We start from the raw sequence: 20,215 nt of genomic DNA on the forward strand, positions 1-20,215 counted from the left end.
TAACGGTAGCGTGGAGTCCGACTACCGCTGCTGCGCGCGGTGCGTGAAGAGCGCCAGCGCAGCTTTCCCCACAAGGAGTTGGCTGAATGTCCGACAACACTACCGTCATCGTCTCCGGCGCCCGCACGGCGCTCGGTCGCCTGCAAGGTTCGCTCAAGGACTTCTCGGGCGTCGACCTGGGCGCAGCCGCCGTCAAGGGCGCGCTCGAGCGTGGCGCCGTCGACCCGGCCGTCGTCGACTACGTGATCATGGGACAGGTGCTGACGGCGGGCGCCGGACAGATGCCCGCCCGCCAGACCGCGATCAAGGCAGGCATCGGGTGGGATGTCCCCGCGCTGTCGATCAACAAGATGTGCCTGTCGGGCATCGACGCCATCGCGCTCGCCGACCAGCTGATCCGTGCGGGCGAGTTCGACGTCGTCGTCGCCGGCGGCCAGGAGTCGATGACCCAGGCACCCCACGTCCTCCCAGGCAGCCGCGGCGGCTTCAAGTACGGCAACACCGAACTCGTCGACCACATGGCGTTCGACGGCCTGCACGACGCCTTCACCGACCAGCCGATGGGTCTGCTCACCGAGCAGGGCAACGACACCGACGGCTTCACCCGCGAGGAGCAGGACGAGTTCGCCGCACGCAGTCACCGTCTGGCCGCCGCCGCGATCGAGAAGGGCGTCTTCGACGACGAGATCGTCCCCGTCGAGATCCCGCAGCGCAAGGGCGACCCGATCCTTTTCGCCACCGACGAGGGCGTCCGCGCCGAGACGACCGTCGAGTCGCTGGCGCGCCTGCGTCCCGCCTTCCGCAAGGACGGCACCATCACCGCCGGTTCGGCGTCGCAGATCTCCGACGGCGCGTGCGCAGTCGTCGTCATGAGCAAGGCGAAGGCACAGGAGCTCGGACTGTCGTGGCTCGCCGAGATCGGCGCGCACGGCGTGGTCGCAGGCCCCGACTCGTCGCTGCAGCTGCAGCCGGCGAACGCGATCAAGAAGGCGTGTGAGAAGGAGGGGATCACCCCGGCCGACCTCGACCTCGTCGAGATCAACGAGGCGTTCGCGGCCGTCGGGCTGGCGTCGACCAAGGACCTCGGCATCGACCCGGAGATCGTGAACGTCAACGGCGGCGCGATCGCCCTCGGACATCCGATCGGCACGTCCGGAGCCCGCATCACCCTGCACCTGGTGCTCGAGCTGATCCGTCGCGGCGGCGGCGTCGGCGCGGCGGCGCTGTGCGGTGCCGGCGGCCAGGGCGACGCCCTGATCGTGCGCGTCCCGAAGGCGTGAACGCGGCCATGAAAGACTTCTTCAGCCTCTCCACACCGGCCAAACGATTCCGCTTCGTCGCCGTCGTCGAGGCGATCACGTGGGCGGCGCTGATCGTCGCGATGATCGTCAAGCGGGTCGCCGACATGGACTCGGCCATCCGAATCCCGGGTATGACGCACGGCATCGTGTTCATGATCTACCTCGTCGTCGCCGTCCTCGCGGCGCGGTCGCTGAACTGGTGGACCGAGCGCGCCACCCTACGCCTCGGCGGCCGCGAAGTGAAGGTCCCGGTGATCGTGCTGGCGCTGATCGCGTCGATCCCGCCGTTCTTCACGGTGTGGTTCGAAGTGTGGGCGCGTCGCAACGGTCACCTCGGCGAGCTGTCGGCGGCCGAACCCGCGGGCGACGCCGACCTCGCGAAGGCTCCGGCGTGAGCGGCCCCGTTCGCCGCGGGATCGGCGGCGCCGTCGACCTGTCGGCGCTGGCCGCACCGGCGCCGCAGCCGACGGCCACGCCCGAGGGCCGACCGTCGATCCTCGAGGTCACCGAGCCGACGTTCGAAGCGGACGTCATCGTCCGGTCCGAACGAGAGCTCGTGCTCCTGCTCCTGTGGGCGCGCTGGAGCGAGCCGAGCGTCCGCCTCGGGCAGACGCTCGAACAGCTCGCCGTCGCCGCCGGCGGAGCGTGGACGCTGGCGCTCGCCGACGTCGACGCGGCGCCGCGGATCCCGCAGGCCTTCGGCGCGCAGAACGTCCCGATGGTCATCGCCATGTGGAACCAGCAGCCGGTGTCGGCGTTCGACGGGGCCAAGGAGCCCGCGGAGATCGCCGCCTGGATCGAGAATGTCGCGGCCCAGGTCGGCATCGCGCTCGGCGACGGTGCGGCGGTCGAACCCGAACAGCCCGAGGATCCCCGCATGCTCGCGGCCGAGGAACTCCTCAACGCGGGCGACGCCGCCGCGGCTCTCGCCGCGTACGAGGCGATCGCGACCGCGGACGGCCCGCAGTCGGAGGCCGCGTCCGCGGTACGGAACATCACGTTCATGCTGCGCGCGCAGGCCCACGAGCCGACCGTCCTCGAGACAGCGGCCGCCGACGATGTGGACGGTCAACTGGCCGCCGCCGACGTCCTGCTCCTCGGGCAGCGCCCCGAGCAGGCGTTCGACCGGATCATCGATCTGATCCGCATCACCGACGGCGACGAGCGCACCCGCGCCCGCACGCGTCTTCTGGAATTGTTCGACCTGTTCGACCCGGCCGAACCGTTCGTCGTGTCGGCCCGCCGCAAGCTCGCGACCGCGCTCTACTGAGACCGCGGGATCTCCGCCGCGGCAGGGCCCGCCCGCCCGGTGGTTGAGCCGACGCCGAGGCGCCAGCCGAGGTGTCGTGTCGAAACCGGTGTCACTCGGGCTGGGTCGTCGGTGGGTTGCTTTGGCGTGGATCAGGTTTCGGTCCGGGTGCTGGGGTTTCGACACGTGGCTTCGCTATCGCTCCGCCACGGCTCAACCACCGGGCGGAGGGCGTTACTGCGACGGGGCGAGCCAGATCGACGACCGCGCGGGGAGGGTGACGGTCGCGCTGACGGGCCGTCCGTGGGCTCCGCGGTCGACGGTGTCCACCGCGCCGAGGTTGCCGAGCCCGCGGCCCTGATAGTCGAGGGCCGCGGTGTTCAGCACCTCGCGCCACACGCCGCCCGTGGGCAGACCGATGCGGTAGTCGTGCAGGTCGGTGTCGGAGAGATTGAACAGGCAGGCGACGACGCCCGGCCCGGCGGGGTCGCGGCGGAGGAATCCGACGACGATGTTCTCGGTGTCGTTGGCGCTGAGGAGTTCGACGCCGCGGGCGTCGCAGTCTCCCGCATACAGGGCAGGTGTCGACGACATCAACCGTCCGAGGTCTCGGACGAGTGACACGACACCGCGGTGGGCGGGACCGTCGTCGCCGTGCAGGAGATCCCAGTCGAGGCCACGATGGTCCGACCATTCGTCGACCTGGCCGAACTCTTGCCCCATGAACAGCAGCTTCTTGCCCGGATGCGCCCACTGGTACGCCAGGAGCAGACGGACGCGATCGGCGCGTGAACGCAGATCGTCGCCCGGCATCCGGCCGATCAGCGTGCCCTTGCCGTGGACCATCTCGTCATGGCTGAGCGGCAGCACGTGCCGTTCGCGGCTCGCGTCGGTCAGCGACGCCGCCAACGCCGCGGGCGTGTGGCGCCCGGGGGCGGCGAAGTGGCCGAGCGTGGTGTGCATCCACCCGAGATCCCATTTGAAGTCGAAGCCGAGGCCGCCGTCTCGGGTGGGCGTGGTGACGCCGGGCCACGCGGTCGACTCCTCCGCGATCACCACGACGCCGGGATGGCGGTCGTGGACGAGGTCCGTGAGCTCGATGAGGAAGTCGACGGCGTCCTCATCGCGGTGCGTTCCGTCCGGCCCCGGCCGCCACTGGCCGGGCCCGCGCGAGTAGTCGCGGTAGAGCATCGCGGCGACGGCGTCCACTCGGAGCCCGTCGATGTGGAACTCGCGGCACCAGTAGTCGGCGCTCGCCAGCAGGAAGGCGCGCACTTCGTCGCGCCCGAGGTTGAAGGCGTACGTGCCCCAGTCGGGCTGGTCGCGGCGCAGGGGATCGGCATGCTCGTACAGCGGGGTGCCGTCGAACTCACCGAGCGCGAACGGGTCTTTCGGGAAGTGGGCAGGCACCCAGTCGAGGATCACCCCGATTCCCCGTGCGTGCAGGTGATCGACGAGGAACCGCAGGTCGTCGGGTTCGCCGAAGCGGGCGGTCGGTGCGAAGAACGAGCCGACCTGGTATCCCCACGACGGGCCGTACGGGTGCTCGGTGACGGGCAGCAACTGCACGTGGGTCATCGCGAGGTCGATGACGTGGTCGGCGAGCAGCCGCGCGGCGAGACGGTAGTCGAGGCCGGGTCGCCACGATCCGAGGTGCACTTCGTAGACGCTGAGCGGACGGTCGGCCGCGACACGTCGTCCGCCGAGCCACGCCCCGTCTGTCCACGCGAAGGTGCTCGCACCCGTGACGATCGACGCGGTCTCCGCCGGCCGCTGCGTCCGATGGGCGAGCGGGTCGGCCTTGTCGCGGGTGAGGCCGTCGGCTCCGACGACGCGGTACTTGTAGCGGTCGCCGATGCGGGCTTCGGGAACGCACACCTCCCAGACGCCGTCGCGCAGGACCATCGGGAAGCTCTCGGCGCCCCACGAGTCGAAGTCGCCGAACACCGTCACGCCGCGGGCGTTGGGCGCCCACACCGCGAAGTGCACGCCGTCGTCGGTGGGGAACGATCCCAGCAGATCGACGATCGCGTCGCTGCCGAGCCGGATGTCGCGGCGGTCGGCGTCGGTCAGTCGAGGCTCCACCCCGTACGGGTCGCGGACGTCGCGGACGTCACCGGCGTACCGGGCGCGGACCGTCGTTCCGGCGCCCGCGAACAACGGCCCGCGTACGCGAGGCATCGGGGCGCCGTCGATCCACGCCTCGTCCGCCCCGGGCAGCAGCATCGACAGCAGCCCGTCGTGCGTCCCGAGAACGGTGTCCGGGCGCGGGTGCACACCGGCGAGCAGTCGATCGATCGGGTCGCGCATCGTCAGCTCGACGCCAGTCGCCGCAGGGCCGCGACCACCGGCTTCGGGTCGCGCGTGCGCCAGAACGGGGGCAGTCCGGCCATCAGATAGCCGCCGTAGCGGGCCGTCGCCAGGCGTGAGTCGAGTACGGCGACGACGCCCTTGTCCGACGTCGCTCGCAGCAGTCGACCCGCGCCCTGAGCGAGCAGCAGCGCCGCATGGTTCGCCGAGACGGTGAGGAAGCCGTTGCCGCCGCGGGCGTCCACGTCGCGTTGACGGGCCGAGAGCAACGGGTCGTCCGGCCTCGGGAACGGGATGCGGTCGATCATCACCAGTCGCAACGACGACCCCGGCACGTCGACGCCCTGCCACAGCGACAGGGTCCCGAACAGGCAGGTCCGCTCGTCGTCGGCGAACTTCTTGATGAGCGTCGACGTCGCGTCGTCGCCCTGGCAGAGGATCGGATAGTCGACGCGGTCGCGGAGCTTCTCGGCGGCCTCCTTGGCCGCGCGCATCGACGAGAACAGTCCGAGAGTCCGCCCGCCCGCGGCCTCCATCAGTCCGACCATCTCGTCGAGAGTCTTCGGCGACAGCCCGTCGCGCCCGGGAGGCGGGAGATGACCTGCGACGTACAGGATCGCGGCCTTCGGGTAGTCGAACGGCGAACCCGCATCGAGCCCGCGCCACCCCGACGACTCGGTGGAGTCGCCGTGCGGGGGGAGCCCCCACGTCCGGGCGAGGGCGTCGAAGTTTCCACCGATCGTCAGTGTCGCCGAGGTGAGGATGACCGTCGAATCGGTGAACAGCGAGGTCCGCAGCAGACCGGCCACCGAGAGCGGTGCGATGCGCAGCACATGTTTGGTGTTGTTCCGGAAGTCGTCGACCGACTTCCACACCACGTCGTGTCGCTTGGTGATGTCGTTCTCGCCGAACATCGTCAGGACGCGGACCACGGCGTCGTGCATCGATTCGGCCGACGACATCGCCATCTGCCGCGCCGCGGCCGCCTCGGGGTCGACGGCTCCGGTCGATCCCTGGCGTGCCGGTCCGATGCTGCTCCGCGCGTTCCACAGACGGTCGCGCAGCGACGCGAGGATCTCACCCGCGCCGCCCGGCAGACGCACCCATTCGCCCTGCGGAGCGTCCTCGAGGAGGACGCCGAGCTGCTCGCCCGCGCCGACCAGCGCGTCGGCGGTCTCGTCGTCGATGAGCTTGCCGCAGCGACGCGCCACCTGCGACACCCCGGCCGCCGAGATCTCCTCGGTGGTGACCGACGTGATGCGATCGACGAGTTCGTGCGCCTCGTCGATCACGACGACCTTGTGTTCGGGGAGGATCGTGGCCGGGCTCATCGCATCGATCGCGAGCATGGCGTGATTGGTCACGATGACGTCGGACGCCCCGGCCTTGCGGCGCGCGATCTCGGCGAAGCAGTCCTCGCTGTACGGGCAGTTGTTCGCGCCGAGGCACTCCCGGGAGCTGACGCTCACCTGCCGCCACGACGTGTCGGACACGCCCTGGGGGAGGTCGTCGCGGTCGCCGGTCTCGGTGTCGGACACCCACTCGCGCAGGCGGGTCACCTCACGACCGGTCCGCGACAGTTCAAAAGCGTCGAACAGCTCGGTGTCCGGTTCCTCGGCGACGCCGGAGTGGATCTTGTTCAGACACAGGTAGTTGGCGCGGCCCTTGAGGATCGCGAACTGCGGCTCCCTGCCGAGCGGCTTCGTCAACGCCTTCGACACGCGCGGCAGATCGCGTTCGGTGAGCTGACGCTGCAGGGCGATCGTCGCCGTCGACACGACGACGGTCTCGTTGCTCTCGACGGCGTGCCGGATGGACGGGACGAGGTAGGCGAGCGACTTGCCGGTGCCCGTGCCCGCCTGGACGGCGAGGTGGACGTCGTCGTCGATGGCGGACGCCACGGCGGTCGCCATCGACACCTGTCCGTCTCGTCGGCTGCCGCCGAGGGCGGTGACCGCGTGGTCGAGCAGGTCGGTGACGTCGGGGATGTCGCTCACTGCGTGTCGGGGGTGGGGGCGGGAGTGCCGGTGTACAGCAGTTCGCCGGACAGGTCGACGCCCGCCTCGCGCATCTGCGTGAACGCCGCCGCAGTCGTCGACTCGGCGACAGCGGCGGTGAACGGCAGCAGCACCCGGGTGTGCAGACCGGCCTTGACCGCGTCGAGCGCCGTCGCGCGGACACAGTGATCGGTCGCGATGCCGACCACGTCGACCTTGGAGATGTCATGCGCGGCCAGCCATTCGGCGAGGGGAGTGCCGTCGGCGTCGGCGCCCTCGAAACCCGAGTACGCCGCGCTGTAGGCGCCCTTGTCGAAGACGGCGTCGAACGGCTCGATGTTCAACGTCGGGTGGAAACCGACGCCGTCGGTGTGCGCGCGGCAGTGCGGCGGCCAGGAGTCGACGAAGTCGGGTTCGTCGGAGAAGTGATCACCCGGATCGATGTGATAGTCGCGGGTGGCGACCACCACCGAGTAGTCGTCGACGATCGTGTTGACGGAGGCGGCGACGGCGGCGCCGCCGTGCACCGCGAGAGCGCCGCCTTCGCAGAAGTCGTTCTGCACGTCGACGACGATCAGGGCGCGGTGGTCGGTCATCAGTTCTCCGGTCGAGTCACGTAGCGGGTCGGGACGGCGGGATCGCCGTGGCTCAGGCCGAGGCCCTCCCACGGGAGCGACACCAGGCCGCGGGCGAGCAGGTCGCGAGCGTCGGCGAGCGTCGGCAGGTCGTCGACGACACGCCCGCCCCGCACCAACGGGATCTGCAGGTCCCGGACGTCAAGATTACCGACATCCACCAGATCGGCCACGTCGACGCCCGCGCCACCGGTCACGACGATCTCGTCGACGATGGTGCCGGTGTCGCGCGCGGCGCGGACGGCGCGCTTGGCTCCGCCGTGGCTCTCCTTGTGGCTGGCGCGCTTGGCGACGGGAACGCCGTCCACCTCGACCAGCTTGTAGACCATTCCGGCGGTGGGTGCCCCGCTCCCGGAGACCAGCGACGTACCGACGCCGTAGATGTCGACGGGTTCGGCGCGCAGCGAGGCGATCGCGTATTCGTCGAGGTCGCCGGAGACGACGATCTTCGTGTTCGGGGCCCCGAGGCCGTCCAACTGGGCGCGTACCTGTCGGGCGAGCATGCCGAGGTCGCCGGAGTCGATGCGGACCCCGCCGAGGTCGGGACCAGCCACCTCGATGGCGTTCGCGACACCCGCGGTGATGTCGTACGTGTCGACGAGCAGCGTGGTGCCGACGCCGAGCGCGTCGATCTGCGCCGCGAACGCGGCCTTCTCGTCGGTGCCCGCATGGGTCGAGAACAGCAGGGTGAAGGCGTGCGCAGCGGTGCCCGCGCTGGGCACCCCGTACGTCCGGGCGGCCTCGAGGTTCGACGTCGCCGTCACACCGGCGATGTACGCCGCGCGCGACGACGCGACCGCGGCCTGCTCGTGCGTCCGCCTGCCGCCCATCTCGATGATCGGCCTGCCCGCGGCCGCGCTGACCATGCGGGCCGCGGCCGACGCGATCGCGCTGTCGTGATTGAGAATCGACAGGATCACCGTTTCCAGAATCACGGCGTCGGCGAAGCCGCCGCGGACCGTGAGGATCGGGGAGCCGGGGAAGTACAGCTCGCCCTCGCGGTACCCGTCGATCTCGCCGGTGAAACGGTAGTCGGCGAGCCATCGCAGGGTCGGCTCGTCTACGATCCCGCGCAGCGCGGCGATCTCCTCGCCACCGAACCGGAAGTCGGCCAGCGCGTCGAGGACGCGGCCGGTGCCTGCGACGACACCGTACCGACGCCCGTCGGGCAGGCGTCGGGCGAAGACCTCGAACACGCAGGGACGGTCCGCGACCCCGGCCTTGAGGGCGGCCGAGATCATGGTCAGTTCGTACTGGTCGGTGAGAAGCGCTGTAGCGGTCACGTTCGCTACCCTATTACTCATGGTGCGCGATGACGTGACGCCGGGCACGAGCACCGGCACCGCGGTGGCCGAACCCGAGGTCGTCACCGACCGGCCGTGGGTGACGGTCGTCTGGGACGACCCCGTCAACCTCATGAACTATGTCGCGTACATCTTCCAGAAGCTGTTCGGGTACTCCGAGACCCGCGCCCGCGAACTGATGATGCAGGTGCACAACGAGGGGAAGGCGGTGGTCTCGTCGGGCGACCGGACCAAAGTCGAGACCGACGTGCGGAAACTGCAGGCCGCGGGCCTGTGGGCGACGATGCAGCACGATTCGTGAAGATGTGCGGCATGAGGACTGCGGTATGAGGACATGGCGACGTACCGGATCGGGCGCCGACGTCCGGATCTGCTCCAATCTGGAGAGCTACGAATGTCAGCTCTTGGCGTCGATGATCGAGTCGATCACCGAGATCCTCACCGAGCGCATCGACTCCGCACCGCGTGACGAACTGTCCGCGATGACGGGCATCGCCACCGGCCACACGACGGCGCCCGCCGACGTGACGCTCGGCAGACTCCTGCCCGACTTCCATCGACCCGATCAGGAACCCGAGCTGACCGCGGCATCCCTGTCGTCCGATCTCAACGGCGGGCTCCGGAGCGTCAACGAGCCCAAGATCATCGACGCGAAGCTCGAGGCCGCGGCCACCGTCCTGGACACCCTGCCGCCCGGCGGCGGCGACATCCGGCTCACCGAGGCGGAGGCCGACCGCTGGCTCGCGGCGTTGACCGACGTCCGACTCGCGCTCGGTGCGATGCTCGGGATCGACGACCAGCCGATGCGCCTGGCGCCCGACCATCCGCAGGCGGCGCACCGCGACGTCTACGACTGGCTGTCGGTGGTCCAGGGGTTGCTGGTGGAGGCGTTGATGGCCGACGAGTGGACACAGTCCGAGTGGGACTCGGTGGAATGACCGCGGCGCCGGGGGACCGGATCAGCGACGTCGCGGGCGTCGCCGTCGGGCATGCTCACCGACGCGACGACGACGTCGTCGTCGCCACCCTCACCGAACCGGGCTCCGGGTGGGCGACCGGCACCACGGTCGTCGTCGTGCCCGCCGGTTCGACGACGGCCGTCGACGTGCGCGGCGGGGGACCGGGGACCAGGGAGACGGATCTCCTCGAACCCGGCAACAGCGTGCGCGGTGCGAACGCGATCGTCCTCACCGGCGGCAGCGCCTACGGTCTCGCTGCGGCCGACGGAGTGATGCTCGGACTCGAGGCCGACGGCGTCGGCCTGCCGATGGATCTGCAGGGGCATGTGGTGCCGATCGTCTCCGGCGCGGTCATCTTCGACCTGCCCGTCGGACGCTGGGAGAACCGGCCCGACGCCGGCTTCGGCGCCCGCGCACTCGCGTCGGCCGATGCGGATTTCGCCGTCGGATCGGTCGGGGCGGGCACGGGCGCTCGCGCCGGCGCACTCAAGGGCGGTGTCGGGACGGCGTCGGTGACGCTGACCGACGGGCCCGCCCGCGGACTCACCGTCGGGGCTGTTGTCGTCGCCAACCCGGTGGGGCAGGTGATCGATCCGTCGACGGGACTGCCGTGGGGCGGTGACGACGCGGCCCACCACGGACTGACCGAGCCCGCCGCGTCGGAGGTCGCCTCGCTGGCCGAACTGTCGGCGAAGGGGACCGTCTTGAACACCACCATCGGCGTCGTCGCCACCGACGCCGCGCTGTCGGTGTCGGCGCTGCGGCGTCTCGCGATGTCGGGGCACGACGGTCTTGCCCGCGCGATCCGGCCGGCCCATTCGCCGCTCGACGGCGACACGCTCTTCGCCGTCGCGACCGGCGGCCGTGACGTCGACCCCGAGAACGCCGTCCCGATCCCGCCCGGCATGGAGCCGGAGACCGCCGTGGTCGCCGCCCTGTGCGAGGCGTCGGCGACCGCGGTCCAGCGCGCGATCGTGAACGCCGTGGTCAACGCGACCTCTGTCGCGTCGATCCCGGCGTACCGGGACGTCGTGCCCTCGGCGTTCCGCACAATGTCGAGCGGAAGTCCTTCCGGTTCGTCGAGCGGAGTCGAGACGTGACAGACCACACTCCGAAACCGGAGGCTCCCTGGGGACGGTGGGTGCAGGCGGCGATCGCCGTCGCGGTGATGGCCGCCGTGCTGATCGTCGTGGAACTGATCGACACCGTCATGAACGGCAGGTTGGACGCGCACGGCATCTCACCGCGCAGCTGGTCCGGCCTGGTGGGGATCCTGTGGGCTCCGTTCCTGCACGCCGACTTCGCGCACCTGATCGGCAATCTGCTGCCCGGTGTCGTGCTCGCGTACTTCGTGGTCCTGTCCGGTCACGCGATCGCCGTGACCGCGATCGTCTGGGTCACGTCTGGGCTCGGCGTGTGGTTGATAGCGCCGTCCGATTCGATCACTATCGGAGCGTCGGGAATCGTCTTCGGCTGGTTGGCGTTCTTGATCGTGCGTGGCGTGTTCAACCGCGACGTGTGGCAGGTTCTCGGCGGGATCGTCGTGCTCGTCGTCTACGGCGGCATCCTGTGGGGCGCACTGCCGGGAACGGCGGGCGTGTCGTGGCAGGGGCATCTGTTCGGTGCGATCGGCGGCGTGCTCGCCGCGTCGGTCACCGCACGCGACCGGCCGGGCGCACCGGCCATCGACCAGGGAGGGTTCCGCTGAATCACGGACCGATCGGCATCTTCGATTCCGGCGTCGGCGGTCTGACGGTCGCGCGTGCCGTCATCGACCTGCTGCCCGACGAGGACATCGTCTACATCGGCGACACGGCGAACGGGCCCTACGGTCCGTTGACGATCCCCCAGATCCGCGGCCATGCGCTCGCGATCGGCGACGAGTTGATGGGCCGCGGGGTCAAGGCGATCGTCATCGCGTGCAACACGGCGTCGGCCGCGATGCTGCGCGACGCGCGGGAGCGGTACGCGCCGATCCCGGTGATCGAGGTGATCCTGCCCGCCGTCCGGCGCGCGGTCGCGACCACCCGCAACGGCAAGATCGGCGTCCTCGGAACGGAGGCCACGATAGCCTCCCGCGCCTATCAGGACTCGTTCGCGGCGGCGCGCGACATGGAGATCACCGCCGTCGCGTGTCCGAGGTTCGTCGACTTCGTGGAGCGCGGCGTGACGAGCGGCAGGCAGATACTTCAGCTCGCACAGGGCTATCTCGAACCGCTGCAGGAGGCGGGGGTCGACACGGTCGTCTTGGGCTGCACGCACTACCCGCTGCTGTCCGGTGTCATTCAATTGGTGATGGGAGACGAGGTGACCCTCGTGTCGAGCGCCGAGGAGACCGCGAAGGACACCTTCCGCGTCCTCACCGAGACCGATCAACTGCACCCGCACGACGGTCGGGAGGCGCACCGATTGTTTTCTGCGACAGGCGATCCCGAGAGTTTCGCCAAGTTGTCCAAGCGTTTTCTCGGTCCTCAGATCGGACATGTCACCAGTGTGTGATGCCGAATCCGTGACATGCCGCATATGTGAACGGCCCAGAATTGGTCGATCACGCGGCGGCCGTTCGATGCTTGATTCGCTTTTGCACGTGGCAGAGTGGTCGGCATGCGATTGACGGTGCTCGGGTGTTCGGGGAGTGTGAACGGCCCCGGCGCTGCATGCTCGGGTTATCTCGTGCAGGCCGACGGACATCAGCCCGTCCTCATCGATTGCGGTCACGGTGTATTCGGCGAATTGTTGCAGCATGCCGACCCCAACAAGGTCGCCGTCCTGCTGAGTCATCTGCACGCCGACCACTGCATGGACCTGCCCGCGATGCTGGTCTGGCGCCGGTGGGCGCCCGAGTCCGCGACGGAGCGATCGCTCCTGTTCGGGCCGGTCGGCACGGCCGTGCGCATCGGGGCGGGCTCGTCGGAGTACCCGGGAGAGGTCGACGACATCTCCGACACCTACGACGTCCGCGAATGGCAGGACCGGGTGGCCGTCGACGTGCACGGACTGCACATCGAGCCGTTCAAGGTGAATCATCCGCCGAGCACGTTCGGCCTGCGCATCACCGGCCCCGACGGCGAAGTCCTCGCATACAGCGGCGACACCGGCGTGTGCGACGAGGTCGTCGAACTCTCGCGCGATGCCGATCTGTTCCTGTGCGAGGCGTCGTGGACGCACGAACCCGGCGTCCGCCCCGAGGGTCTGCACCTGTCCGGCGCCGAGGCCGGTCAGGTCGCCGCCGCGGCTGCGGTCCGCTCACTCGCGCTCACCCACGTCGTCCCGTGGACCGACTCCGACGCGATCTTGGACGAAGCGTCCCGCGAATACGCCGGCCCGCTCCAACTCGTCCACCAAGGCCAAGTGATCGAGGTCCGAAAGCCTCTCTGAGCCCCGGCCCGGCGATCCGTCCGGTCGTTGAGCCCGTCGAAACGTGCCGAACCCGGGCTGTCAGGCATGGGCCATCTCCGAGGGGAGCGCCGACCACCTCGTGAGTGGCCGCGACCCGCGCGAACACAACCTCACCGCGCAGGTTCGAGCTCTCGACGCAGCAAAGACCGGGGCAGGGCTCGGTCTTCCGATTCTTCTGGTCATGGCGTCGTCGATGCTTCAACGCTCGATCCGCGGTGGGCTGATCGCAATGGGCAACCTGTCGCTCAGCGGTGGGTCGAGACGGTTCTGAACGCCGCGGCGCTGGCCGAGCACGCTATGGAGAAGGGCGCTTCTGCGTTGTTGCTGCCGGTATCGGCGCGGGCGCCAGCTCTTGGACGGTCAGCGATGAGGTCGCAACGAAGGTGTCGTTCATCCTCTACGGCGACGCGCAGGACGCATTGGTGAAGGCCCTCGACGAATGAACGCGTCGCGGTGAAGGTGGTCAATGACTACGGCGACGAAGTCACGAAGGTGTTCGACGGGTGACACGTTTCGACTCGCGCTCTCGCCCTTGCGGGCTCGAACGCGGCTCAACGACCGGCGGCGGGCCGCGGCCTCGGCGTCGACCGCTGCGAGGAGGTCGTCGTCGACGATGTTCGCCGTCTCCAGCACCGCCCGGCCGAACGCGTGCGGCGACATCAGGCCGTCGCCGAGCAGCCGGCCGATCGCCGGGATCCTGTCGAAGCAGGCCAGCGTGTGGTCGAGGAAGCGTTCGGACGCGTTGCGTCCGACATTCGCCACCACGGCGTACGCCGCGGCGATCTGGGTGAAGACATCGCAGATGCGATGGAACTCGGACGCGTCGAGGTGCGCTCGGTCGGCGACCCTGTCGTGGTACTCGGCGTGGAGTTCGCGGAAGCTGTGCCACGTGGTGATCGCGGCGGCCGACGCGGCCTTGCCCGCGAACGCGACGCGGTCCGTACGCGCGGCGGGCAGGGGCATGGCGATGGTGAGGGCGTCGTCGAGGTCGTAGGCGCCTGCCGCGAATGAGGTACTAATCATGGCCTACATCACTAGTATTTCGTCTATGTGTTCTATTCTAGTGAGGGGGTCTGACAATTTCGGACTGTCGCGATGCGGTCGAAGTCGTGGTCGCTCGTCCGCTCGTTCAGCCCGTCGGCGTGTTGGCGCGTTGGCGGAGGCGGTGTCGAACGTGCTGAACGCTGGTTGACGTGCTACTCGTTTCGACGCGACGCCTCGCCTTTTCGGGCTCGGTGTCGGCTCAACGACCGGGCGGGACTGTCAGAGCGGGGGTCTCCCAGGCTCGGCGGGTGCTTCTCCGCTCGTTGAGCCCGTCGGAACGACAGTGAAAGTGTTCGGCGATCCCGTCGGCTGTCGGCACCGGACGATAGACTCGCCTTCGTGAGCACACGAGAAGACGGCAGGGCCGACAACGAGCTTCGACCCATCAAGTTCACCCGCGGATTCACCACGCACCCGGCGGGTTCGGTCTTGGTGGAGTTCGGCAACACGCGCGTGATGTGCACCGCGTCGGTCACCGAAGGCGTGCCGTCGTGGCGGCGCGGATCGGGCCTCGGTTGGCTCACGGCGGAGTACTCGATGCTCCCGGCGGCCACGCATGAGCGAAACAAGCGCGAGTCGGTCCGCGGCAAGATCGGCGGCCGCACGCACGAGATCAGCCGCCTCGTCGGCCGGTCGCTCCGGGCGTGCATCGACCTCGCCGCGCTCGGTGAGAACACGATCGCCATCGACTGCGACGTCCTGCAGGCCGACGGCGGCACCCGCACCGCCGCCATCACCGGCGCCTATGTCGCGCTGGCCGATGCTGTGACCTGGCTCGGCGCCGCAGGCAAGCTGAACGATCCGCAGCCGCTGTCGTGCATCATCGCCGCCATCAGCGTCGGCGTGGTCGACGGCCGCGTCCGCCTTGATCTTCCGTACGAGGAGGACTCGCGCGCCGAGGTCGACATGAACGTCGTCGCGACCGACGCGGGCACCCTCGTCGAGGTTCAGGGCACGGGTGAGGGCGCGACCTTCCCGCGCCGCACCCTCAACGCCATGCTCGACGTCGCCGAAGAGGGCATCGCACAGATCGTGGAGGCCCAGCGCGCGGTCCTCGCCGAGCCGTACCCGGGTGTCCTGCCCGCGGCGAAGTGACGGGCCGCGTCCTCCTCGCCTCCGGCAACGCGAAGAAGCTGAACGAGCTTCGACGCGTCGTCGAGGCGGCGGGGATCACGGGCCTCGAGGTACTCGGTCTCGGCGACGTCGAGAGCTATCCCGAACCCGTCGAGGACGGAGCGTCATTCGAGGAGAACGCCCTCATCAAGGCGCGAGAAGCGTTCGCGCGCACCGGACTTCCGTCGCTCGCCGACGACTCCGGGATCTGTGTGGACGCGCTCAACGGAATGCCGGGGATCCTCTCGGCGCGCTGGTCCGGCCGACTGATCTCCGGGATGTCCGTCGACGAGGCCAACAACGAGCTGCTGCTCGCGCAGTTGGGAGACGTACCCGCCGAACGCCGCGGCGCGGCGTTCGTGTCGGTGTGTGCCTTGGTGCATCCCGACGGGGCCGAGACGGTGGTCCGCGGCGAATGGCGCGGGCGCATCGTCATGCAACGACGCGGTGCCGAGGGCTTCGGCTACGACCCGCTGTTCGTGCCCGACGACGCCGAGGCGAACGGTCGGACGTCGGCCGAACTGAGCCCCGCGGAGAAGGACGCGCTGAGTCACCGCGGGAAGGCGCTCGCGCAGCTCGTGCCGATGCTGCGGGCGATCTGAGCGGCGGACTGCGCGTGCGGGTGGATTTCGACACGGGCCTTCCGCTATCGCTCCGGGTCCGGCTCTATCAGCGGGGACGTCGCTCAATCAGCGGCGATGTCGCCCAATCACCAGGGGCGTTCAGAGGTTGAACTCTTCCTTCACCTCGCGCGTGCGGATGTGCTCGAAGTAGAACGACAGGAACGGGATGGTGCCGGCGATCGCGGTGAGCGCCAGCTTCCCCAGCGGCCAGCGGGCCTTGATGCTGAGGTCGACCGTGAAGATCAGGTACGCGAAGTAGATCCAGCCGTGTGCGATGCCGACCCAGCCGAATCCGTCGACGCCGAAGCCGTACTTCGCGATCACCTCGGCGACCAGCGCGAGCAGCCAGATGCCGGTGATCCACGCGAGCGCGCGGTACCGGAGGAGGGCGCCGTGGACGCGCTTCTGGGTGGCGACGGCGTCGGGCGTGGCGGTGTCGGACTTCGACAGATCGGTCACAGGTGTTCCTTCGGTGGGATGTCGGTGCAGGTCAGCGCTTGTCGTCGCGCGAGTCGTTGAGCTCGGACAGGTACCGGTTGTAGTCGGCGAGTCCGTCGTCCGGCTCGTCGAACATCGCGACGTGCGGGTCGGCCGCCGTCGGCCGCTGCGGCAGCACGCCCTCGGGGATCTCGGTCGGCCCGCGTCGGGCGGCGGCCTGATGGACGGCGTCGGGGTCGGCCTCCATGACGACGAATCGTCGATACGCGTAGACGACGGCGATCGCGAACGCCGGCCACTGCAGGGCGTACCCGAGGTTCTGGAAGGTGCCCGAGTCCGATTCGAATCGGCCCCACTGCCACCACGCGAGGGCCAGGCAGGCTCCGGCCGCGACGATCACGAGTGCGATCAGCGCAGGTCGGTGTCGCTTGGCGGGAGGTGATGCAGTGTCGGCCACACCGTTCACGGTACCTGGCGACCCCGAGCGACCGGGGTCACAGCGAGCTCGCATCGGGCAGGAGGTCCGGGCAGTCGCCGCCGGGGACCAGCTCGTAGTGCCATAGTTCGTTCGCGAACACCTGGCACAGGTCGTATCGGGATCCGTTGCGCGACATCCAATCCGCGGCATCGGTCGGACCCACGTCGACGGCTTCGCCGGTCACGTGCTTCGAGACCCCCGGTGCGGCGACATACCGGGCGGCCTCCCGCTCCGAGCCGTATGTGCGCACGGCGTCGTCGAACAGGGTCTGCTGAAACGATCGCGACCGCCAGCCCGACGTGATGCGGATGTCGAGGTCGTCGGCGAGCGCGTCCACTGCCGCGGCGCGGACCGCCCGCAACAGTTCGGGGCGCAGGCGAGTGACGGCGGGCGACGTCGAGTCGACCGAGACACCGCCGTCGGGCAGTTCGCCGCTCTCGGACGCGTCGGAGAACGGCCGTGGGATCAGGCCGTCGGCCCGGCAGGCGACGCCGCCGATCAGGACCGCGGAGACGGCGAGGACGGAGGCGAATGAACGGAGCACATGGATTCTCATGCGGCTCACGGTCGTCGGTGAACGTCCCGATCAGATCCCGTCCACGACGCGGCCGCGCCCCGATCGTGTCGCGGGAGCGTCGAACTCGGCGACGAACACCGTCGTGTCGGCAGGGGTCCGCAGATAGCGGACGTCGCCGCCCATGAGCTGGGCGTTCTCGCGCGCGATCGCCAGGCCGAGGCCTGCGCCGCCCGTCCTGGTCCTGGCGTCGGACGCCTTGTAGAGACGTTCGAAGATCCGCGTCCGGTGCTCGGGCGGGACGCCGTCGCCGTGGTCGATCACGGCGATGGTGAGGACCGTCGCCCGGTGCCCGATCTCGACCGTCACCGGTGCGCGACCGTGCCGGACGGCGTTTCCGACGAGGTTGGTGACGACCGCGACGAGCCTGCGGGGATCGGTCGACACGGTCGGGGCCGACCCGATGATCGGGACGTCCGACCATCCGCGACGATCCAGTGCGTCCCGCAGCACCGGCCCGACGTCGACGGATTCGACCCGCACGTCGGCCAGTCCCGCATCGCGCCGCGTCATCTCGAGGAGGTCTTCGACGAGCGCGGCCATGCCGGTCACCTCGTGGGAGACCAGTCGAGCGGCGCGGCCCGCGAAACCGTCGTCGTCGGCGAGCTCCTCCTGCAGCACCTCGGCGGCGGGGATCATCGCAGCCAGCGGCGACCGCAGTTCGTGTGACACGTCGGCGACGAAACGCTGCGCGCGTTGCTCCTCCTCGCGGAGCACGGCGAGCGTCGCATCCTTCTCGTCGAGCATGTCGTTGAGCGAGCCGGTCACGTCCTGAAGCTCGCGGACATCGGTGGCCGGCATGCGGACGCCGTCGTCGCCTGCCGCGATGCGCTTGGCGGCGCCCTCGACCTCGCGCAGCGGGCGGACCACCGACCGCACGACGAACACCCCGAGGGCGGCACCGAGGACCACACTGCCGCCGACCGCGGCGGCGAGGATCGTCATCAGATGCCTCAGACGTGTGGACACGTCGATCAGCGGCCGGACCACGAAATAGCTGCGCGCCTCGGTGTCGCCGGTCGGCTGGTACCCGATGGCGATCCGTTCGCCGGAGAGCCGCTCGAAGCGGTACAGAGCAGGCGTGCGGTCGACTGTCGCTCGCAGATCGAGCGGGATGAGATCGGTCCGTCCGAGGGGATCGGACACCACCTCGCCGCCGACGGTCACGACGGCATCGGGCGGGACGATGTGCAGATCGTCCTGCATCGTCGTCATCTCGTCGGTGAAGGTCGAGAGGGCCGCGTCCTGCGCATCCTGATACGCCCACGACCGGGCCGCGAGCGCTGTCGCACCGCCCGCGCCGAGCGCCGTGACGAGCACGACGAGCACCGTGCCCAGCATCACGCGGGAGCGGAGGCTCGGCAGCAGGCGACCGATCACCGCGTCGTCGCCGTCACGGCGCGAACCTGTACCCGAAGCCGCGGACCGTCTCGACGCAGGCGTCGCCGACCTTGGAACGCAGACGCTGAATCGCGTTGTCGACGAGCCTGGAATCGCCGAGATACGACTGGTCCCACACCAGCGCGAGGAGCTGATCGCGACTCAGGACCTGGCCGGGATGGTCGGCGAAGGTCAGCATCAGCCGCGTCTCGATAGGGCTCAGCTGCAGGTCGACGCCGTCGCGTCGGACGGCCGCGGCCGCCCTGTCGACGACGAGTCCCGCGACTGGGCCGTCGGCGGCGGTGTCGGTGGTTGAGGGCGAGTCGTGCGTCGCGCGGCGCACGTTCGCTTTGATCCGCGCGTCGAGGACTCGAGGGCTCACCGGCTTCACGACGTAGTCGTCGGCTCCGGCCTCCAGACCCGCGACCATGTCGATGTCGTCCGACCGGGCCGTCAACATGATGATCGGAATGGTGCTGATCGCACGGATCGACCGGCAGACGCTGAACCCGTCGGCTCCGGGCAGGCCGATGTCGAGCAAGACCAGATCCGATTCGGCGAGCAGTGCGGCGAGCCCGTCGCCCGGATCGGCGGCGACGGCCACCACGGTGTGATCGAGGCGTTCGAGACTCATCTCGAGCGCCTCGACGATCTGTGGGTCGTCTTCGATCAGGAGCAGTCGCATCCCACTCAGCTTCGCACAGTGTGCAGTCGCGTCCCCGGGTTGTAGTCGACGCGTGCGCGGACCGGGACCAGGCATTCCGCGGCCGACGCGGCGGCGATCGCGATGAGCCATCCGCCGATCACGTCCGACGGCCGGTGCCACTGGAGGGCGACCACGGCGGCCGACACGACGATCGTCCCGACCGACGCGCCGATGCCGACCACTGTCCGGAGCCGTCGGGGGACCACGACGACCAGGGCGAGGCCCGCGGCGACGAACGCCGCGACGGTGTTGGACGGGAACGAGTTGTTGCCGGTCCCGACGCCGAACGCGGGACGGTGGAGTCCGTATTTGAGGAAGACGGCCGCCGCGACGGCGCTCAGGATCACGATCGCCGCATGGACCGCGAGCCGCGCCGACCGTCGCCACGCGCAGGCGGCCGCGATCACCGCGCCGATCGCGGCGAGCACCGTCAGCTGGTGCGTTCCCAGCCACCCGGCGGTGGGGACGTCGTTGCCCCACCTCGCCGCCCAGTCGGTCATCGCCGTGTTGTCGGCCACCTGGCCCGGGTAGGAGGCGACGAACATCGCATAGGTGACGGCTGCGAGCGCGAACGCGGCAGCGGCGGCGGCCAGGGCTCCGATTCGGTGAGTGACGGTGGTCTTCATGTGTTCCACCGTGCCGGGCCGATGTCTCGGACTCGCCGTGGTGTGACGCGACGACGTCCCAACTGTGTCGCAACTTCCC

At 69.6% G+C, this 20,215-nt stretch carries 22 protein-coding genes; 11 read left to right on the top strand and 11 right to left on the bottom strand.

All coding sequences use genetic code 11. From position 1 onward, the window contains the following. The first annotated feature begins 86 nt into the window (after window positions 1-86). Genes GYB83_RS12955 through GYB83_RS12965 form a run of 3 tightly spaced genes read left to right on the top strand, consistent with a single transcriptional unit; the run spans window position 87 to window position 2,571 of the window. Window positions 87-1,280, top strand: coding sequence for an acetyl-CoA C-acetyltransferase (locus GYB83_RS12955; RefSeq protein WP_161895909.1), 1,194 nt, complete (start codon window positions 87-89; stop codon window positions 1,278-1,280). A gap of 8 nt (window positions 1,281-1,288) precedes the next feature. Then, window positions 1,289-1,696 carry a DUF3817 domain-containing protein gene (locus GYB83_RS12960; protein WP_161895910.1) on the top strand — a complete coding sequence of 136 codons (408 nt, stop codon included), beginning with the start codon at window positions 1,289-1,291 and terminating at the stop codon, window positions 1,694-1,696. A 20-nt stretch (window positions 1,697-1,716) separates the two neighbouring features. Then, window positions 1,717-2,571, top strand: a complete 855-nt coding sequence (locus tag GYB83_RS12965) for a tetratricopeptide repeat protein (protein WP_371865336.1) — start codon at window positions 1,717-1,719, stop codon at window positions 2,569-2,571. 213 nt (window positions 2,572-2,784) lie between these two features. On the opposite strand, the gene glgB is transcribed toward GYB83_RS12965, so the two are convergent. From glgB to GYB83_RS12985, 4 genes are read right to left on the bottom strand one after another with little or no spacing between them, the layout of a single operon-like run. Further along, the gene (gene glgB / locus GYB83_RS12970; RefSeq protein WP_161895912.1) at window positions 2,785-4,860 is read right to left on the bottom strand and encodes a 1,4-alpha-glucan branching protein GlgB; all 2,076 of its coding nucleotides are present in this window, start codon (window positions 4,858-4,860) and stop codon (window positions 2,785-2,787) included. A gap of 2 nt (window positions 4,861-4,862) precedes the next feature. Then, the gene (locus GYB83_RS12975; RefSeq protein WP_161895913.1) at window positions 4,863-6,857 is read right to left on the bottom strand and encodes an ATP-dependent DNA helicase; all 1,995 of its coding nucleotides are present in this window, start codon (window positions 6,855-6,857) and stop codon (window positions 4,863-4,865) included. Beyond that, window positions 6,854-7,453 (bottom strand): isochorismatase family protein, encoded by a 600-nt coding sequence (locus GYB83_RS12980; protein WP_161895914.1) that lies wholly within the window; start codon window positions 7,451-7,453, stop codon window positions 6,854-6,856. The genes GYB83_RS12975 and GYB83_RS12980 overlap by 4 nt, the downstream gene beginning before the upstream one ends. After that, window positions 7,453-8,796 (bottom strand): nicotinate phosphoribosyltransferase, encoded by a 1,344-nt coding sequence (locus GYB83_RS12985; RefSeq protein WP_186349778.1) that lies wholly within the window; start codon window positions 8,794-8,796, stop codon window positions 7,453-7,455. The genes GYB83_RS12980 and GYB83_RS12985 overlap by 1 nt, the downstream gene beginning before the upstream one ends. Between GYB83_RS12985 and clpS the strand changes: the two genes are divergently transcribed. From clpS to GYB83_RS13015, 6 genes are all read left to right on the top strand, one after another. Continuing rightward, window positions 8,795-9,097, top strand: coding sequence for an ATP-dependent Clp protease adapter ClpS (gene clpS, locus GYB83_RS12990; RefSeq protein ID WP_186349779.1), 303 nt, complete (start codon window positions 8,795-8,797; stop codon window positions 9,095-9,097). The genes GYB83_RS12985 and clpS overlap by 2 nt on opposite strands. Window positions 9,098-9,122: 25 nt before the next feature. Further along, a complete protein-coding gene (gene aosR / locus GYB83_RS12995; RefSeq protein WP_161895916.1) occupies window positions 9,123-9,734 on the top strand; it encodes an oxidative stress transcriptional regulator AosR in 612 nt (203 codons plus the stop codon). Further along, entirely contained in the window at window positions 9,731-10,855 is a 1,125-nt protein-coding gene (locus GYB83_RS13000) for a P1 family peptidase (protein WP_161895917.1), read from the top strand. Before aosR ends, GYB83_RS13000 begins: the two co-directional genes overlap by 4 nt. 68 nt (window positions 10,856-10,923) lie before the next feature. Beyond that, complete coding sequence (locus GYB83_RS13005) at window positions 10,924-11,463, top strand: rhomboid family intramembrane serine protease (protein ID WP_161897507.1); 540 nt, start codon at window positions 10,924-10,926, stop codon at window positions 11,461-11,463. After that, entirely contained in the window at window positions 11,460-12,254 is a 795-nt protein-coding gene (gene murI, locus GYB83_RS13010) for a glutamate racemase (protein WP_161897506.1), read from the top strand. The genes GYB83_RS13005 and murI overlap by 4 nt, the downstream gene beginning before the upstream one ends. Before the next feature lie 105 nt (window positions 12,255-12,359). Beyond that, window positions 12,360-13,133, top strand: coding sequence for a cyclic nucleotide-degrading phosphodiesterase (locus GYB83_RS13015; protein WP_161895918.1), 774 nt, complete (start codon window positions 12,360-12,362; stop codon window positions 13,131-13,133). A 411-nt stretch (window positions 13,134-13,544) separates the two neighbouring features. Here the strand turns inward: GYB83_RS13015 and GYB83_RS13020 are convergent, their stop codons facing one another. Then, window positions 13,545-14,177: a hypothetical protein gene (locus GYB83_RS13020; protein ID WP_161895919.1), complete on the bottom strand. Its 633-nt coding sequence runs from the start codon at window positions 14,175-14,177 to the stop codon at window positions 13,545-13,547. A gap of 360 nt (window positions 14,178-14,537) precedes the next feature. Here GYB83_RS13020 and rph point away from each other — a divergent pair, with 360 nt between their 5' ends. Together rph and rdgB are read left to right on the top strand one after the other, a co-directional pair. Then, entirely contained in the window at window positions 14,538-15,293 is a 756-nt protein-coding gene (gene rph, locus GYB83_RS13025; RefSeq protein WP_161895920.1) for a ribonuclease PH, read from the top strand. Then, the gene (gene rdgB / locus GYB83_RS13030) at window positions 15,290-15,913 is read left to right on the top strand and encodes an RdgB/HAM1 family non-canonical purine NTP pyrophosphatase (protein WP_161895921.1); all 624 of its coding nucleotides are present in this window, start codon (window positions 15,290-15,292) and stop codon (window positions 15,911-15,913) included. Before rph ends, rdgB begins: the two co-directional genes overlap by 4 nt. Before the next feature lie 120 nt (window positions 15,914-16,033). On the opposite strand, the gene GYB83_RS13035 is transcribed toward rdgB, so the two are convergent. From GYB83_RS13035 to GYB83_RS13060, 6 genes are read right to left on the bottom strand one after another with little or no spacing between them, the layout of a single operon-like run. Continuing rightward, complete coding sequence (locus tag GYB83_RS13035; protein ID WP_161895922.1) at window positions 16,034-16,393, bottom strand: DUF3817 domain-containing protein; 360 nt, start codon at window positions 16,391-16,393, stop codon at window positions 16,034-16,036. Between the two features lie 31 nt (window positions 16,394-16,424). Next, window positions 16,425-16,829: a transcriptional regulator gene (locus tag GYB83_RS13040; protein ID WP_186349780.1), complete on the bottom strand. Its 405-nt coding sequence runs from the start codon at window positions 16,827-16,829 to the stop codon at window positions 16,425-16,427. Between the two features lie 37 nt (window positions 16,830-16,866). Continuing rightward, entirely contained in the window at window positions 16,867-17,406 is a 540-nt protein-coding gene (locus tag GYB83_RS13045) for a M15 family metallopeptidase (protein WP_161895923.1), read from the bottom strand. A gap of 30 nt (window positions 17,407-17,436) precedes the next feature. Beyond that, window positions 17,437-18,804, bottom strand: a complete 1,368-nt coding sequence (locus GYB83_RS13050) for a sensor histidine kinase (RefSeq protein WP_161895924.1) — start codon at window positions 18,802-18,804, stop codon at window positions 17,437-17,439. A gap of 13 nt (window positions 18,805-18,817) precedes the next feature. After that, complete coding sequence (locus GYB83_RS13055; RefSeq protein ID WP_161895925.1) at window positions 18,818-19,489, bottom strand: response regulator; 672 nt, start codon at window positions 19,487-19,489, stop codon at window positions 18,818-18,820. Between the two features lie 5 nt (window positions 19,490-19,494). Beyond that, window positions 19,495-20,136 carry a phosphatase PAP2 family protein gene (locus GYB83_RS13060; protein ID WP_161895926.1) on the bottom strand — a complete coding sequence of 214 codons (642 nt, stop codon included), beginning with the start codon at window positions 20,134-20,136 and terminating at the stop codon, window positions 19,495-19,497. Window positions 20,137-20,215 lie beyond the last annotated feature (79 nt).

Source organism: Gordonia spumicola (assembly GCF_009932475.1).
GTDB classification, from domain to species: Bacteria; Actinomycetota; Actinomycetes; order Mycobacteriales; family Mycobacteriaceae; genus Gordonia; species Gordonia spumicola.